Raw genomic sequence first — 15,591 nt, 5'->3', positions numbered from 1 at the left:
CTTTGTATCTCAATTGATCTATAAAAATTTAAAAAATTATATGTTTCGTGACTGTTCATATGGAAGGTTCGTTTTTAGTGGAAAACAATAGTCCGAAGTATCATGAAAAGGAAACAATATCTACCCATTATACGGACATTCTATCTAAAAAGCAAATGAAGTTATATTCTAACAATTTGATTTCCAAACTATATTTTACCCTTAAATCATAGTTAAATTCGCCATAAAATCATGTTTTATGGCCTTCTTCATCCCTTATATTACGAACAGTTTTCTTTTGTTAAATTACGTATATAAAGTTTTCACTTCGTATATTTTTACACGCAAGAAGCGAAGAGCAGAACCAATGGAATAAGGAAAACTTTTATTCCTATTTCTCCTGATTTACTAATGCATTTACAACTTCTTCTAATTTCATTCCCCTAGAAGCTTTAACTAATACTAGGTCATTTGGTCCTACCTGTTGTAATAAATCTTCAATTAACTTATTTTTATCTGCGAAGCTTTTTACTCTTGAAGAGTCCATTTGTTCAAAAGCTGACGTTGCTGCAAATTTACTTAACGGTCCAAAAGTATAAAGAAAATCGAAATGAAGATTTACAACTTCTTCTCCAATTTCTTCATGAAAAGCAATTTCTTGATCACCTAATTCTAACATGTCGCCAAATACTACAAATTTTCGATTATAACCTTTTAGTTCTGAAGCAAATAAAAGAGCCGCTTTCATAGATGTAACACTTGCATTATAGGCATCATTAATAACTGTTATTCCATTTTCATTCTTTAATAGTTCCATACGCATTTTTGTCATTTCTAAATTCTGCATTCCAGAACTAATTTCATCCCAAGTTAATGAAAACTTTCTCGCAACTGAAATAGCTGCTAATGTATTACTAATATTATGTTTGCCTAGTACGCCCAATTTGAAACGGACATCCTTAGCTTTATTTATTTCAAATTCACTACCAGATTCATTCATTTCAATAAACGTTGGATATACATCATTACTTTCGCTTAAACCAAAAGTTTCGATTGTATAGATTAAGTTTTTATCTTTTGTACCTTCGATTAATAATGGTTCATCGCCATTAATGACAAGTAATCCATTTCTTGATAGTCCGCTAGCAATCTCAAGCTTCGCCTTTGCGATCCCAGCTCTTGAGCCTAGTTCCTGCATATGAGACTCACCGATGTTTGTAATTATTGCCGCGTCAGGTTCAGCTAAATTTGATAAAAATTCTATTTCGCCAAAATTGCTCATACCCATTTCTAAGACAGCAACCTCTGTATCTTCTGCCATCGCTAATACTGTTAACGGAAGTCCGATATGATTATTAAAGTTCCCTTGTGTTTTATGTACTTTATATTTTGCTGAAAGAATGCTAGTTAAAATATCTTTTGTCGATGTTTTCCCATTACTTCCTGTAATACCAACAATTTTACCATTCCACTCACTTAAATATGATTTAGACAGATTTTGTAATGCTTCTAATGTATCATCAACTAAGATGACAGATGCGTTTGTTGGTACATTTGAGAACTTTCTAGCACAAAGTACTGCACTAGCACCATTTTCAATTGCTTGAGGTAAAAATTGATGTGCATCGAATTTTTCACCAATCAGCGGTATAAATAATTTTCCATTTAAATCTACACGAGAGTCTGTTGAAACTCCGTTGATGGTTAAATCTTCACCCTTTAATTCGCTACCAGGGATCATGTTAATGATTTGAGATAAAGTACGTACGATTGACATTGTCACCGACTCCTCTTCTATAGCATTTTTCTTCTATTCACATGAAAACACTATTCAACCATGAATAGTGTTTTCAATTGTTAAATATTATATTTAATTTGTTGTTTTTGTTCGTAACGTTCAATTGCTAGATCTATTAATTTTTCAATTAATTTTGGATATGTTAATCCAGTAGCCTGCCATAATTGAGGATACATACTGAACGGAGTAAATCCAGGCATTGTATTAACTTCATTCATTAATACGCCACCATCTTCTGTTACAAAGAAATCAGCACGAGTTAAGCCTGATCCATCGATTGCTTTGAACGCAACTTCTGCATAATGCTTAATTTTTTCATATGTTTCAGTTTCTACAGGAGCTGGGATAATTAGACCAGTATCGCCACTCTCATATTTTGCAGTATAATCATAAAATTCTACTGATGGTTTGATTTCACCAACAACAGAACATTCAACTTGATCGTTACCTAATACAGCAATTTCAATTTCACGTCCAACAATATTTTCTTCAATAATTATTTTACGGTCAAATTGGAATGCTTCTTCAAATGAAGCCATTAATGCTTCACGATTCTTAGCTTTCGTAATACCAACACTTGAACCTAAGTTTGCAGGTTTAACAAATACAGGATAGCCTAATTCTTTCTCGACTAATTCATAGCAAGACTCTGCATTTGATTTCCACTCTGTTTTTAAGAAGTGTACATATTTAGCTTGAGGAATACCAGCCTGAGCAAATAAGTTTTTCATAATCACTTTATCCATACCAGCCGCTGAAGCTAATACACCATTTCCTACATAAGGAATATTTAATAGCTCAAGTAAACCTTGAACTGTTCCATCTTCACCATTTGGTCCATGTAATAATGGGAAAATAACGTCAACTGGGCCAGTTGAATCTTGATTTGAAGCTGCAGGAATAATTGATGAAGTTAACGCGACAGGAGCGATTTCATTTACATGTTGATCTTCATTTGAGAATTTTAAAGCTGCAACACTTTCTACTTTCCCCTCAATTTGTTTCCCTTGTAACCATTCGCCTTGTTCTGTTATATAAATTGGATACACATCAAATTTTGTGTGATCTAAAGCAGAAATAACGGCAAAAGCTGTTTGTAATGATACTTTGTGTTCAGCAGATTTACCGCCATATAATAATCCTAACTTAATCTTCATGATGTTCCCCCTACTATTTTTTGCTCTCCCTATTGTACCACTTTATACAAATGTGTATAAGCTTTTATGGGTAGAAACCTATTTTTCTTTACAACATATGCAATGATATCTGTTTTGTGATTTCTTTACAACTAAAAAAAGCATAGCTCTACTTAAGCTATACTTAGTTTGTAGACAAGAAGCAAAAACTTGAATTTCATTGACGAAGCAACAAAGAAACAAGCATCCTGCGACCTATTGCGCTATACCCTGCTGATTATCTCTAATCGCTACTTTTTCATCAAGTGAGCGATACATTATCCCAGACAATACAACTCCAGATCCAAGAATAATAAAAAGCCATATTCCTAATTTTAAATCAAATAAAAAGCCCCCAAGTAAAGGTCCAAGAAATCCACCAATCGTCCATTTCATACTACCAACCGCCATATAGGTCGCTCTTAAATCTTCAGGTGCAATATTCGCCACAAATGTCATTTGGACTGGCGACATGACCATTTCCCCAAATGTGTAGTATATGAAGATAATTGCTAAGAAAAATAGAATCATCCATTTACCTAATCCAACTGAAAGGAATAATGGAGGTGCAAAACCAATTGATAAAATGCCTAATCCAAATAATATCGTTCCATAAAACATCGTTTTTCCAATTGAACGATTCGATAAATAACTTGAAATTGGAAATTGCAAAAGAACAACTAACAATCCATTAAGCGACATTAGAAATGGATAGGGATTCCACATACCAAATTGGGATTGAAAGGTTTGTTTAAAATAAAGTGGTAGCATACCCTCAATTTGTGAGAAACCCATTGAAATAATTACACCCGTTGCTACGTAAAAAATTAATAATTTATCAGATCTAATGATTTTCATAACCTTTTTAAAAGGTATTTTCGTTACTTCATTCTTTTCTTTATCATTCTTTTCTGCAGGAAGTGTTTCTTTTAGCAGAATTAATTGTGCCATACTATAAAGCCCTAAGGTGATAGCTGCAATATAAAATAAACTGTCTTTCGAAAAGTAAACAACTGAACTTCCTAATAATGGACCGATCACAGTACCTACATTACTTCCAACCCTTAATAAACCATATGCTTCAGTTCTTTCCTCTGGTTCAGTTACATCAGCTACCATTGCTGAAGCTGCTGGACTAAAGAACGAGTTACTAATACCTAGTAATATTGATAAAATTAAAAATGCTGTATAGCCTTCTACTAAAGCAAAGGATACTAAAATAAGAGATGTTCCAAGCGTCGAAAAAACCATCATACGTTTTCGACCATATAAATCTGCCAGTCTACCTCCAGCCATCGAACCAAATAATGATGCTATAGGTGAGATTGACATAATAAATCCTACCTTTAGCATTGAATCAACTTTTCCTTCTAGGTAGAGTGCAAAAAATGGCATAAGCATCATCATTGCACTACTCGTAATCGTTTCACCAATCACTCGAATCCACACATTACGATCCATACCTTTTAACTTTTTAAAAAAATTCATCCTTAAGCGGCACCTCCTAGTGCATCATAACTTCCATATTTTAATCGTATCGGAAGAATTTTAAGCTTCAAATTACTTTATACACGTATCCGATAAAATATGTTATACAAAACAAAAGGGCGTTCAAATTGACTTATCGCCATTTGAACACCCACTCTTTTTTTAACTTTTAAGCTTGTTCTTTTGAAGAAATTGAGAACATCAATCCCAAAAAAGTACCTAATAGAAATAAGGTTGAACAAGAGCCCATCAATACTATGCTCACCGTTAAGCTTACGCCCGTATGTAAGAAACCGCTTCCAGTGAAATATAGTAAAAAAAGAATAAGACCAATAAAAAAGGCAATACCAGAATATTGAGTATATGTTTCAACGATTTCATAATCAGTTCGCTTCATAATGATTAACCTCCTGTTTTCGTCTTTTTTGTGAATTGCAATACCTAATTTGTGACAACTTTGTGACACTTTTATATTAACACACTTGTTTCGCAATTGTAAATATTTTCAGAAAACTTTTTAGAAAATATTTAGGACAAAATTAAGAAACTAATGATTTGGTAAGACCAATACCATCTCCCTTCTAAATAAACAAAAAAAACCGAGACGAATAGACATCTCGGTTCAAATTTTAATTATTTCAATTAGATCGAACTTAGTTAAATATCCTTAGAGTCTATTTAAGAAAGATACTCTTATAATTACCATAGCCCTCTTCATCCATTTTTTCATATGGAACAAATCTTAATGCTGCAGAGTTTATGCAGTAGCGAAGGCCCTCAGGTCCAGGTCCATCATCAAATACATGCCCTAGATGCGAGTCAGCTTCAGAACTTCTGACTTCAATACGCAACATCCCGTGGCTATAGTCCTTCTTCTCTTCTATTTCACCTTTTAGAATCGGCTTTGTAAAACTTGGCCATCCACAGCCTGAATCAAATTTATCTAATGAACTAAATAAAGGAAGTCCTGATACGATATCAACATAAATTCCTTTTTCTTTATGATTCCAAAACTCATTTCTAAATGGTGGTTCAGTTGCATCTTCCTGAGTAACAGCATACTGAATTGGTGTTAGTCTTTCCTTTAGCTCCTCTTGGCCCGTTTTCCAGTGTTCCTTTAAAAATTTTTGACGACCAGATCCTTTAAAGTAAAGTTGGTAACGAACCGGATGCTTTTTATAATAATGCTGATGATATTCTTCTGCTTCATAAAATGGTTTTGCAGATAAAATTTCAGTCACAATTGGTTTCTTGAAAACGCCACTTTTCTCTAGTTTATCTTTCGAAGCTAGAGCTTGCTCTTTTTGATTTTCATTATGGTAAAAAATTGCAGTTTTGTATGAACTACCTCGATCATTAAATTGCCCACCTACATCTGTTGGGTCAATTTGTTGCCAAAATAAGTCCAATAATTTTTCATACGGATAGACTTCTGGATCAAATGTAATTTGAACAGCTTCATAATGACCTGTTAAATGAGTGCATACTTCTTCATATGTTGGGTTTTCTTTTTCCCCACCTGTATAGCCTGAAACAACTTTTATAATTCCGTCCTGTTGATCAAACGGTTTTACCATACACCAAAAACATCCACCAGCAAATGTAGCTAATTCTGTGCCCATACCTTTACTCCTCCTAAAAATTGTCATTAATTATATTTACCATATCTAATAGCCGATATAAATATTTTTGCTTAAAAAAGACCAATTGTTAACTTGAAAGAATTAAGATTTGTATGTAAACTTATACGATAATTACACAGGAGGATATAAGATGTTAGAAGAATTTAAGAAGTTTGCTTTAAAAGGAAATGTACTTGATTTAGCAGTTGGGGTAATTATTGGGGGTGCTTTTGGTAAGATCGTATCTTCTTTAGTTGGAGATATTATGATGCCTCTAATCGGATTGATCTCAGGTGGTGTAGATTTCTCGAAATTAATGTACACATACAATGATACTCAAATAAAATATGGCTCATTCATCCAAACAGTAGTCGACTTCCTTATCATCTCAATTTCCGTATTTTTCTTTATTCGATTAATTAATAAACTTTCATTTAGAAAGAAAGAAGTAGAAGAAGCAAAACCTGTTGTTCCTACTAAAGAAGAAGCTCTACTTATTGAAATACGTGATTTACTAAAAGAACAGGTTTCAAATCAAAAAGGTATAAGCTAAAAGCTTATACCTTTCAGACTGTTGACAAACGCTCGCTTTCTTCGTTGCTTCGCCTGTCTGCGGTGCTCATTACCGTCTAGGGTAACTCCGCTCCTCACCAGGCTTCGCGCCTCGAAAGACAAGCGCTTGCAATCAGTCTGAAAATCAAATTTTAGTACTTTCTCTACACACTAAAAAGGTATAAGCTAAAAGCTTATACCTTTTTGTTCCCTTAAGACAATATAAAAAACCTCGTACTATACTAATTATAATACGAGGTTAATAAACTATTAGAATTTTCCATAGCCTAAGAAGTGAGAACGAACCCAGCTATTACTTAAGCTGATTACGCTGATCCCTTTACTTCCAGCATGAACCATTTTATTTCCACCAATGTAAATACCCATATGTGAAGGACCATTAATATAAGTATTTTGTAAGAATACTAGGTCACCAGGTTGTGGAGAACTGATTTTTGTAGCATTGCTCCAATATGTTTTTACATTTCCACGAGAGATGCCATATCCATTATGTGAATATACATACCAGATGAAACCACTGCAATCGAAACCGCTTGGAGACGTTCCGCCAAATACATAAGGTACACCTTGGAATTGTAAAGCATAATCTACAAGTGAGCCAGTTGCTACTGGACCATCATTATTTGAATCTGATTTAGGTTTTGAATCTGAATTTGAACTAGAATTTGAACTTGATTTCGAATCAGAATTTGAACTAGATTTAGCAGCTGGAGTGCTAACGCTGTCATCTTCTTCATCATCGCTAGATAAAGCAGCTAGTTCAAGAGATTGTTGCTCAAGACGTTGAACTCTTTCATCTTCTTTTGCATTCTCTAGTTCTTTAACTGCTAACTTTAAGTTAGCTTCAGCAGTATTTAATGATTTTTGTTTATCAGCTTGTGATTTAGAAAGGTCACTTTGTTGCGCAACTAAATCTTCTTTTGCAGTTACTAAAGATTCTTTCTTCTGATCAACAAGTTGTTTTTCTTTTACTACTTCTGCTTGCTCAGACTTTTGTTCTTTAATGATATTTTCATCAGCTTCAAAAAGTGTTGAAATTGAGTTTACTCGATTAAAGAAATCTACGATTGAATCAGAATTAAATAAAACGTCTGTTACTAGATTAACTTTTGGTTGCTTTTGCATTGCAACTAAACGATCCTCTAATAAATCGTTACGTTTTTGAATTCTGTCTACTAAATATGTAATTCTTGCTTTTTTATCTTTAATGATTTCTTCTGTTTCAGAAATTTCTGCTTTTTTTGCTTCTATGTTTTGCTTAGTTGTTTTAATTTGTTGATCTATTTTCTCTATCTCGTTGCTTAATTCTTTAAATTGTGATTGGAACTTATCTACTTCAGCTTGCTTTTTTTCAACTTTGCTATCAGCTAATACTGAAGCATTTGGCGCTAATGATAATACTATTGTACTTGCCATCGCCAGCACTGCTAGTTTTTTTCTTAACATTTCAGCGTTTCTCCTCTCGCTAATCTACGTAAATATTTATACCATAGATTCCCGAAGAGAGTCGCAATTGTTACAATATTGTAATATAAATGATAAATATGTCTTTATATGTCGATAAATTAACATCTTTTATTAAAGGATACGAAATAAAACACTTCTATATTATATAGAAGTGTCAGTATTGATACAAATAACACAAAAACGTTAATTATCTATCTACTAGAGTTTTCGATGTATACTCTGTCATTTCTAACTAAATCTTCATATGTTTCACGACGGACTACTTCTCTTGAAACACCATCTTTAACAAATACTACTGCTGGGCGACGGATACGGTTATAATTATTAGCCATTGAATAGCCATAAGCACCAGTGCAAGATACAGCTAATAGATCATTGTTTTGTACAACAGGTAAGTTACAATCCCAAATTAGCATATCGCCACTTTCACAGCATTTACCAGCAATCGATACAACTTCTTTATTCTCATCATTTGCTCGATTTGCAAGCATCGCTTCATATTTTGATCCGTATAGTGCAGGACGAATATTATCCGTCATTCCCCCATCAACAGATACATATTTACGAATTGAAGGAAGAGTTTTTGTTGAACCAATCGTATAAAGCGTTGTTCCAGCTTCACCTACAATACTACGTCCAGGCTCTAACCATAATTCTGGTAATTTGTAGTCTAGCTCTTCACATTGCTGTTTAATAATAGTAGTAATTTTTTCTATATGAATAGCAACAGCTAAAGGCTCATCTTCTGAAGTATAGCGAATACCAAAGCCTCCACCTACATTTAATATTTCAGCTGTAAAACCTAAATCGTTTTTAAGTCCATTTAAAAAGCTCATTAATACATTGATTGCATGAACAAATCCGTCTGGTTCGAAAATTTGAGATCCTATATGTGAATGTACTCCTAATAATTTTAGGTTAGTTGAATTTAAAGAAACTTCCACTGCTTCATTAGCCTGACCAGACATAATATCGAATCCGAATTTAGAGTCTTCTTGACCCGTCATTACGTATTCATGTGTATGTGCTTCAACACCTGGCGTAACACGTAATAAGATTGATACTTCTTCATTACGTTGTTCAGCTAAGGCCTGTAATACTTCTAGCTCAAAGAAATTATCGACTACAAAACAACCGATTTTTGCATTTAAAGCTTCTTCAATTTCTTCAATTGTTTTATTGTTTCCGTGAAAGTGAATTTTCTCAGCTGGATAACCTGCTTGCAAAGCTGTATATAACTCTCCACCAGAAACAACGTCTAGACAAAGACCTTCTTTTTCTATTATTCGGGCTTGTTCAACACATAGAAACGCCTTACTCGCGTAAGCAACTTGATATTTCATTCCTGTTTCTCTTAAAGCTTCATGGAATTCCCTACATTTTGATTCAATTAATGCTTCGTCATAAATGTATAGAGGTGTACCGTAATTTTTTACTAAATCTACAGTATCACAACCTCCGATTTCTAAATGTCCTTCATTATTAATTCGACTATTACCATGTAAATACATTCGTATTCTCCCTTCAAATCAAATGTAAGATCATTCTAAGAAGCTAGCTTCAATGTATTAGTGTATTAAAAAAGACACATGAAGGATATGTTCATGTGCCTATCGCTTTTAAAAAGGACTTAGCCAATCACCTCTCTTCAATAGCTCTTCACAAACACATGTGACAGTACTACATTTATTAAATGTAGTCCCAGAAATAAAATGTGTGGCAATTTATTTCTTCGGCATAGGATCCTTTCTCATTTCGTCATAGAACCCACAGTTCTCTAAAATGATACTCATATACAATGCAACCTCTACGAATAGACTGTTATTTTTTATATTAGTCTATGTATAACACAGTCTAAAAATAGATGTCAAACCATTTTTGAATAATATTGTCGATTTATATTCACTTCATACACACAGCTTTTCCTTTTCAAAATAATATCTATAATATAGAATATGTTTTATGCGAGAGAAAAGGTGATTCAAAAATGAAAAATCATTTAAATAAATATAAATTAAATCTAAAAAAAACAAACCACTAACAAACTGTTAGTGGTTTTTCTTTTTTGTTGCCTTATTACAAAACTCTTAACTGAAGTAGAAAAAATTGGACAGGGGTGAATAGATTGCGTTCAAGCAAAATAGCAGTACTTTCAATATGTAGTAACACATTCATCGTTTTATTAAAATTAATATTCGGGATTTTTACAGGTTCCGTAGCAATTATCTCGGAAGCAATTCATTCTTTATTGGACTTAGTTGCTTCGGTCATTGCCTTTTTCTCTGTAAGGATATCAAATAGACCGCCCGATAAGGAACATCCTTATGGTCATGGTAAGTTTGAAAATATTTCAGGTACAGTCGAGACAATCTTAATATTTGTAGCTGGTATTTGGATTATCATTGAATCTGTTGAAAAGCTACTTCATCCTACTCCAATAAAAATGCCAATTATCGGGGTAGTCGTCATGTTAATTGGAGCGTTAATCAATTGGAGAGTAGGAAAAATCGTTCAAAAAGTAGGAAATGAAACTCATTCTGTTGCAATGCAATCAAACGCTTTGCATTTATTAACTGACGTGTATTCATCACTCGGAGTTGCAGTAAGTTTAATTTTAGTAAGTCTTACTGGTTGGGAATTTCTCGATGCATTGATCGGAATTGGAATCGCAATTTATATAATGAAGGAATCAATCGAACTTGGACGTAAGTCGTTTACTCCCCTACTTGATACTGGACTTTCTACAGATGAGTTAAAACAAATCGAAAATGTATTAAATTCTTTTAAATCCCAATATATCGAATACCATGACTTACGCACAAGACGCTCGGGTGCTGAGGAGCATATAGATTTCCATTTAGTATTACCATCAAACATGAGCATTGAAGAAGCCCATCTACTATGTGACAAAATAGAAGAAGAAATAAAAAAGGTTTTAGTTGATCCTAAAATATTAATTCATGTCGAACCAGAAAATGAAAGAATACAAAAACTTGATTTCATAAACGCAGCAACTAAAGAAGAGCAGGTATTGCAAGGAGTAGGAAATTCATTCAAGGGATAGATGGACATCAATAATTTAAAAAGCCCCACAGGAATTTATAACCTGTGGGGTTCATTCTATAGAAAGGACTTTTACTAAATAATAATTTCATCGGAGGGTTGCTCTGAGTCGTCTCCTTTTAATTTTTGAGCTCTCATCGTAACCATTGCATAGCCGATCGCCATAATTATGCCAAAAACATATCCACCAACTGTAAAGATTATTGTACGTGAGTAATATGCTTTTAATCCATACGTATCAACCATCCACCATTGTGCAACAGCAAATACGATATCTTTAATAATCCATGCGACAAACAAATACTGAAACACTTTAAATAGTGAAGGATGTTTATATAATTTTTTACTTTCTTCACGATCTTGCCCCTGTATTGCAGCAATATCAATCATAAAATAATATGGTAATGGCTTTTTTAAAGCCATTAAAATTAAAAATACCGCTACAACTCCAAAGTGATAATACACATTGTACAAAATTAAGTTTTTCGCAGAACCTAATGCCATTAAATCAACGGCAGTACTAACAGTTAATGTTGAGATAATAAAAATACCAGTTACATTGAACTGTTTAGTATACCAAAAACGAAATAAAGTATATAAAATCCCTGGAACTGTCGGTAAAAGCATCGCCCAATAGTCACTAAAATAGTGCTGTAAAAATTTATATAAAACAAGCGGAAATACTAAATACAAAATTAGATCGTAAATAATTAAATTACTTTCTTTCTTCATTTATATAACCTCGTTTTTTTTTGGCCTTTTTCGTCATAATCATTGCTATTTAATATTATTATTAATGTTACTAAAAAACAAAAATAAATTAGAAAGAGCCATATTTTATTTTGAATTACCACAATTTTAAAACTACCTAAATAACAAATAGTTAAACATGATTATAACAAAAAAATCTAGGAGCATAAACTCCTAGATTTAATGTGCGGACAAATGTCAAAAAATAACGCTATTGGCCAAGTGATCTTTTTAAACCGTTTATTAATCCGGCATGTAGCCCTTCATGGAAAATGTTAAAGCTAATCATGTCTCGGACTGTCTTTATTTCAAAACTACCTAATTTCATCTCTTTTGAAATGATTTCATCTAAACGTCCTTCATATGTAGAAATAACTTGTTCAACTTGCTGTTCTAATAAAGTAACAATTTCCTCATATGATGGTGGCTTTGCTTGCCAGTCACCTGGTTTAGTCCCACCTTTAAAAAAATCAATGAATTCCTTTGAAAGTTGTCCAGTATCTCCAGTGTTAGCATAAAGTAATTGCTCATATGCCCCTAGCACATGACCTGCATTCCAAAGAATATGATTATTGAATCCTGCTGGTATTACATCTACAGCTTCTTTTGAAACAGAACCAAGAACCTTCAATGTATAAACCCTTGTAAACCTAAGTTGTTCAAAAATAGCATCTGCCATCTTGATCCCTCCATATAATGTCATTACTAATATTATCGTATCACGAATGAGGGATATTTTTCATGAAAAAAAGAGCCTCAATAGTGAGACTCCCTCCAGTCTTATTAACTATCATTCTCTTAAAATAAAACCATTGATCCTGGACCAGTGAGCAACAACCCTACTGCGGCTGCAATAATTAATAGATTAAACTCAAATCCGTTCGAACTATTCCAGAATCCGTTCTTTATATGAACCTTTATTACTGCTACTGCCATCACTACTATTATCAACCATGCGCCTATTTCTGTATATACACCAGCCGCTACAAAGAATCCACCTACGATTTCTGCTGCTCCTGTTATAAAAGCAAAAAATGCACCAGGTTTGATCCCAATCGACTCTAACCATTGTCCAGTTCCTTTAATACCGTAACCACCAAACCAACCAAATACTTTCTGCACCCCGTGACCTAATAAAATAATACCTAAAACAAGTCTAATAACTAATAGGCCTTCATCAAGCATATCTCCACCTCAATTCTCTTTAATTTGAGATATTTAGTGCATAATTATTTTTATTCTTTTTTTGACATATTTATGACCTTTATTATTAATTTTTAAAAATGAATCAGTTTTCTTGTCTTCGAGGAATAGAATACTATAACAAAAGATTTTCTAACTTAAAAGGAGAGCATAAATCATGAAAAAAGTCGTTCCACTAACTGTAATCGGCTTTTGGATTTTAATGCTACTACTCGCAATTCGATATCATTTATTTCATTTATCATTGCAAGATATAAAACATTTTATTGCTAATTCTTCCATCAATCCGATGCTATTATTTGTCGCTATTTTCTGCGCAAGAATCTTTCTATTCATTCCTAGCTCTGTATTAATAGTAGTAGGTAGCTTGTTTTTTCACCCGTTTGAAACCATTCTCTTATCATTAATCGGAATGGCCATCACAGAAACAATTATTTACTTATTAAGTAGAAGTATTTTAAGTGATTCGATCCAGCAATTCATGGAGAATAAATATCCATCTCTATTTGAAGAGATTATTTCGAATCGAAAGAGATACTTATTCTTAACAGTTGCAACTCCACTAGCTCCGACAGATGGCGCATGCTTTATCGCAGCCTCCACTAATATGAAATACTTGTCCTATATAGCAATTGTATTTGCTGGTAATGTTCCAATTGCAGTTCTTTATACTTTATACGGAAATTTCTTGCTTGGCTCACCATGGATTACAATTTGTATTACTGCTACAATCTTAGTCGGATTTTTCATTTACATTTCTTTAAAAAAGAGACAAAAAAAGGATACACATTTCTCAGCCTAAACTATTCAAATTATGTATTTTAAAAAATTGTTAATAAATAAATCGATTTTTATATATAAATTAAACTATACTAAGATTAATTAAAACTTTTTAAGAAACCGAGGTAAAAAGATGGAAACAAATAAGATTTTGTCCGCATTATGTTATTTTAGCGTATTCTTCGCACCTTTTTTATTCCCTATAATTGTTTATTTCGTTGCAAAGGATCAACAACTAAAATCGCATTCTAAACGAGCATTTTTTTCACATATACTCCCATTCCTAACAATTATTATTTTAGCGATTATTTCCCTTTTCACTTTTAATACTTTTGGTGACGGTGCAGGTTTTGCTCTTATCGGTGGATTTATATTAGCATTCATTGTTAATTTAATTGTCTTTATATGGAATATTGTTCAAGGTATTAAAGTACTGCTGTAAATTCGTCATGTTTTCTACATTATTTCTCAGGAAATTTTCAATTTCGACAAACGCAATATTAAACTTTCTTAATAAGTAAAAAGGCAATGTAAGGTTAAACCATTACATTGCCTTTTTTATTATTCACTTTGAGTTACATAAGCATCTTTTGAATTAGTCCGTTTAATTGATTTCTTAATCATAAATGATAAAGATAAGATGCAGGCAATTAAAATGGAGCTAGTTAAAGCTATTTGCGATGTTGTTAAAGAGAAAAATTTAGCCAAATAGACAGAGTATGATAGTAAAGATGATGTTATTAATTTTGAAATCGAAGCAATTAATAGAAACTTCTTGAAAGATACTTTACTAATTCCTGCCCCGACACAAATAATTTCATCTGGTAAAATCGGAATGATAAACATTAAGGTTAAAATAATTGTTTCATTTTTTTTGACATATTCCTGATATTTTTTTAACTGTCTTTCTTTAACAAACTTTGAAACTAATTTAAGTCCACCTATTCTTGCTAAGAAATACATAATGACAATACCTAAAGTTGAACCTAAAAATCCAATTAACGCTCCTGAAAACGATCCAATCACAGCACTACCCGCAGGAATAGTAAGTGCTTCTGGTAAAGGTAAAAAAATCGGTTGAAACAAACAGATTAAGAAAAATAATAATTTTGCAGTTGCGATATGATTGGTTAATAATCGCTCAACTCCGTACTTATCTACAAATACTAGAAATTGACTAACATAAAATACAATTCCAACTACTGATATACAAAGTAGTAAACTAATTAGTGCTATTTTTGTAACCTTTAAAAACTTTTTATGATTCGATACAACTAGATAGAAATCTAGTAGCAGAATTCCCATGATTGCAAAAATAAATGATATTTTATAGATCGTTAAGACAGTAGGTAAACTAGTGACTAATATTAAGATTGATATTGTAGCTAATACTATGTGTAACGTAAGTTCTTTCATCGTATTAAACTGTTTATTCTCTTTCTTCAAAGTAATCAACTCCTCTACTACAGCTTGACCGTTTTCCAATGTTCTTCGCTACTATGTTTATCGTAACGAAACAGTATATAATTTGAAACGAACTTAAGTATTAAACTTACTAAGTCTTAAGTCTTACGGTGAGGAAGTTTTTATAAATGAAATTGTTATATTCGAATATTCGACTCTTACTACAAAATGCCTCTATGATTTAGATCGAATTTATTAATTTTTTTATAAGTTTTGACAGGATGCTCGC

15 protein-coding genes and 1 riboswitch are annotated in these 15,591 nt (G+C 32.7%); of the genes, 4 read left to right on the top strand and 11 right to left on the bottom strand.

Features of this window, described 5'->3' with window-relative positions:
- Positions 1-370: 370 nt before the first annotated feature.
- From ABEY15_RS02655 to msrA, 5 genes are all read right to left on the bottom strand, one after another.
- Entirely contained in the window at positions 371-1,756 is a 1,386-nt protein-coding gene (locus ABEY15_RS02655; protein WP_429888297.1) for a UDP-N-acetylmuramoyl-tripeptide--D-alanyl-D-alanine ligase, read from the bottom strand.
- Between the two features lie 80 nt (positions 1,757-1,836).
- Positions 1,837-2,937, bottom strand: a complete 1,101-nt coding sequence (locus ABEY15_RS02650; RefSeq protein WP_429888308.1) for a D-alanine--D-alanine ligase — start codon at positions 2,935-2,937, stop codon at positions 1,837-1,839.
- Positions 2,938-3,168: 231 nt separating this feature from the next.
- Entirely contained in the window at positions 3,169-4,440 is a 1,272-nt protein-coding gene (locus ABEY15_RS02645) for an MDR family MFS transporter (RefSeq protein WP_429888295.1), read from the bottom strand.
- Positions 4,441-4,609: 169 nt separating this feature from the next.
- Complete coding sequence (locus ABEY15_RS02640) at positions 4,610-4,837, bottom strand: hypothetical protein (RefSeq protein WP_098232559.1); 228 nt, start codon at positions 4,835-4,837, stop codon at positions 4,610-4,612.
- A gap of 277 nt (positions 4,838-5,114) precedes the next feature.
- The gene (gene msrA / locus ABEY15_RS02635) at positions 5,115-6,062 is read right to left on the bottom strand and encodes a peptide-methionine (S)-S-oxide reductase MsrA (RefSeq protein ID WP_429888294.1); all 948 of its coding nucleotides are present in this window, start codon (positions 6,060-6,062) and stop codon (positions 5,115-5,117) included.
- 151 nt (positions 6,063-6,213) lie between these two features.
- Here msrA and mscL point away from each other — a divergent pair, with 151 nt between their 5' ends.
- Positions 6,214-6,615, top strand: a complete 402-nt coding sequence (gene mscL, locus ABEY15_RS02630) for a large conductance mechanosensitive channel protein MscL (RefSeq protein ID WP_429888292.1) — start codon at positions 6,214-6,216, stop codon at positions 6,613-6,615.
- Positions 6,616-6,884: 269 nt separating this feature from the next.
- Here the strand turns inward: mscL and ABEY15_RS02625 are convergent, their stop codons facing one another.
- Both ABEY15_RS02625 and lysA read right to left on the bottom strand, forming a co-directional pair.
- Complete coding sequence (locus ABEY15_RS02625; RefSeq protein WP_429888291.1) at positions 6,885-8,081, bottom strand: NlpC/P60 family protein; 1,197 nt, start codon at positions 8,079-8,081, stop codon at positions 6,885-6,887.
- A gap of 212 nt (positions 8,082-8,293) precedes the next feature.
- Positions 8,294-9,613: a diaminopimelate decarboxylase gene (lysA, locus tag ABEY15_RS02620; RefSeq protein WP_429888290.1), complete on the bottom strand. Its 1,320-nt coding sequence runs from the start codon at positions 9,611-9,613 to the stop codon at positions 8,294-8,296.
- A gap of 133 nt (positions 9,614-9,746) precedes the next feature.
- Positions 9,747-9,920: riboswitch (Lysine riboswitch) on the bottom strand.
- 307 nt (positions 9,921-10,227) lie between these two features.
- On the opposite strand from lysA, the gene ABEY15_RS02615 reads away from it, so the two are divergent.
- Positions 10,228-11,166 carry a cation diffusion facilitator family transporter gene (locus ABEY15_RS02615; protein ID WP_429888289.1) on the top strand — a complete coding sequence of 313 codons (939 nt, stop codon included), beginning with the start codon at positions 10,228-10,230 and terminating at the stop codon, positions 11,164-11,166.
- Positions 11,167-11,240: 74 nt separating this feature from the next.
- On the opposite strand, the gene ABEY15_RS02610 is transcribed toward ABEY15_RS02615, so the two are convergent.
- The 3 genes from ABEY15_RS02610 to ABEY15_RS02600 all read right to left on the bottom strand — a co-directional run bounded on the left by ABEY15_RS02610 (position 11,241) and on the right by ABEY15_RS02600 (position 13,100).
- On the bottom strand, positions 11,241-11,897 hold the full coding sequence (locus ABEY15_RS02610) for a VC0807 family protein (RefSeq protein WP_429888287.1): 657 nt from the start codon (positions 11,895-11,897) through the stop codon (positions 11,241-11,243).
- A 229-nt stretch (positions 11,898-12,126) separates the two neighbouring features.
- The gene (locus ABEY15_RS02605) at positions 12,127-12,594 is read right to left on the bottom strand and encodes a DinB family protein (protein WP_429888286.1); all 468 of its coding nucleotides are present in this window, start codon (positions 12,592-12,594) and stop codon (positions 12,127-12,129) included.
- A 119-nt stretch (positions 12,595-12,713) separates the two neighbouring features.
- The gene (locus tag ABEY15_RS02600) at positions 12,714-13,100 is read right to left on the bottom strand and encodes a DoxX family protein (RefSeq protein WP_098429672.1); all 387 of its coding nucleotides are present in this window, start codon (positions 13,098-13,100) and stop codon (positions 12,714-12,716) included.
- 175 nt (positions 13,101-13,275) lie between these two features.
- On the opposite strand from ABEY15_RS02600, the gene ABEY15_RS02595 reads away from it, so the two are divergent.
- Together ABEY15_RS02595 and ABEY15_RS02590 are read left to right on the top strand one after the other, a co-directional pair.
- Entirely contained in the window at positions 13,276-13,920 is a 645-nt protein-coding gene (locus tag ABEY15_RS02595) for a TVP38/TMEM64 family protein (protein ID WP_429888285.1), read from the top strand.
- Positions 13,921-14,031: 111 nt separating this feature from the next.
- The gene (locus ABEY15_RS02590; protein ID WP_429888283.1) at positions 14,032-14,340 is read left to right on the top strand and encodes a DUF4870 domain-containing protein; all 309 of its coding nucleotides are present in this window, start codon (positions 14,032-14,034) and stop codon (positions 14,338-14,340) included.
- 119 nt (positions 14,341-14,459) lie between these two features.
- On the opposite strand, the gene ABEY15_RS02585 is transcribed toward ABEY15_RS02590, so the two are convergent.
- On the bottom strand, positions 14,460-15,344 hold the full coding sequence (locus ABEY15_RS02585) for a TVP38/TMEM64 family protein (RefSeq protein WP_429888281.1): 885 nt from the start codon (positions 15,342-15,344) through the stop codon (positions 14,460-14,462).
- Between the last annotated feature and the right edge of the window lie 247 nt (positions 15,345-15,591).

The sequence above is a fragment of the Gottfriedia acidiceleris genome, assembly GCF_050457485.1.
In the GTDB taxonomy this organism is placed as follows: Bacteria; Bacillota; Bacilli; order Bacillales; family Bacillaceae_G; genus Gottfriedia; species Gottfriedia acidiceleris_D.
The sequence above is the reverse complement of the archived record's forward strand: the minus strand, read 5'-3'. Positions and strand labels throughout refer to the sequence as shown.

What these genes read in the sequence shown, in the direction of transcription:
- ABEY15_RS02590 (WP_429888283.1), top strand. Translation starts at nt 14,032, where the DNA reads ATGGAAACAAATAAGATTTTGTCCGCATTATGTTATTTTAGCGTATTC.
- ABEY15_RS02640 (WP_098232559.1), bottom strand. Translation starts at nt 4,837, where the DNA reads ATGAAGCGAACTGATTATGAAATCGTTGAAACATATACTCAATATTCT.
- ABEY15_RS02605 (WP_429888286.1), bottom strand. Translation starts at nt 12,594, where the DNA reads ATGGCAGATGCTATTTTTGAACAACTTAGGTTTACAAGGGTTTATACA.
- ABEY15_RS02645 (WP_429888295.1), bottom strand. Translation starts at nt 4,440, where the DNA reads ATGAATTTTTTTAAAAAGTTAAAAGGTATGGATCGTAATGTGTGGATT.
- ABEY15_RS02600 (WP_098429672.1), bottom strand. Translation starts at nt 13,100, where the DNA reads ATGCTTGATGAAGGCCTATTAGTTATTAGACTTGTTTTAGGTATTATT.
- ABEY15_RS02610 (WP_429888287.1), bottom strand. Translation starts at nt 11,897, where the DNA reads ATGAAGAAAGAAAGTAATTTAATTATTTACGATCTAATTTTGTATTTA.
- ABEY15_RS02655 (WP_429888297.1), bottom strand. Translation starts at nt 1,756, where the DNA reads ATGTCAATCGTACGTACTTTATCTCAAATCATTAACATGATCCCTGGT.
- lysA (WP_429888290.1), bottom strand. Translation starts at nt 9,613, where the DNA reads ATGTATTTACATGGTAATAGTCGAATTAATAATGAAGGACATTTAGAA.
- mscL (WP_429888292.1), top strand. Translation starts at nt 6,214, where the DNA reads ATGTTAGAAGAATTTAAGAAGTTTGCTTTAAAAGGAAATGTACTTGAT.
- msrA (WP_429888294.1), bottom strand. Translation starts at nt 6,062, where the DNA reads ATGGGCACAGAATTAGCTACATTTGCTGGTGGATGTTTTTGGTGTATG.
- ABEY15_RS02595 (WP_429888285.1), top strand. Translation starts at nt 13,276, where the DNA reads ATGAAAAAAGTCGTTCCACTAACTGTAATCGGCTTTTGGATTTTAATG.
- ABEY15_RS02625 (WP_429888291.1), bottom strand. Translation starts at nt 8,081, where the DNA reads ATGTTAAGAAAAAAACTAGCAGTGCTGGCGATGGCAAGTACAATAGTA.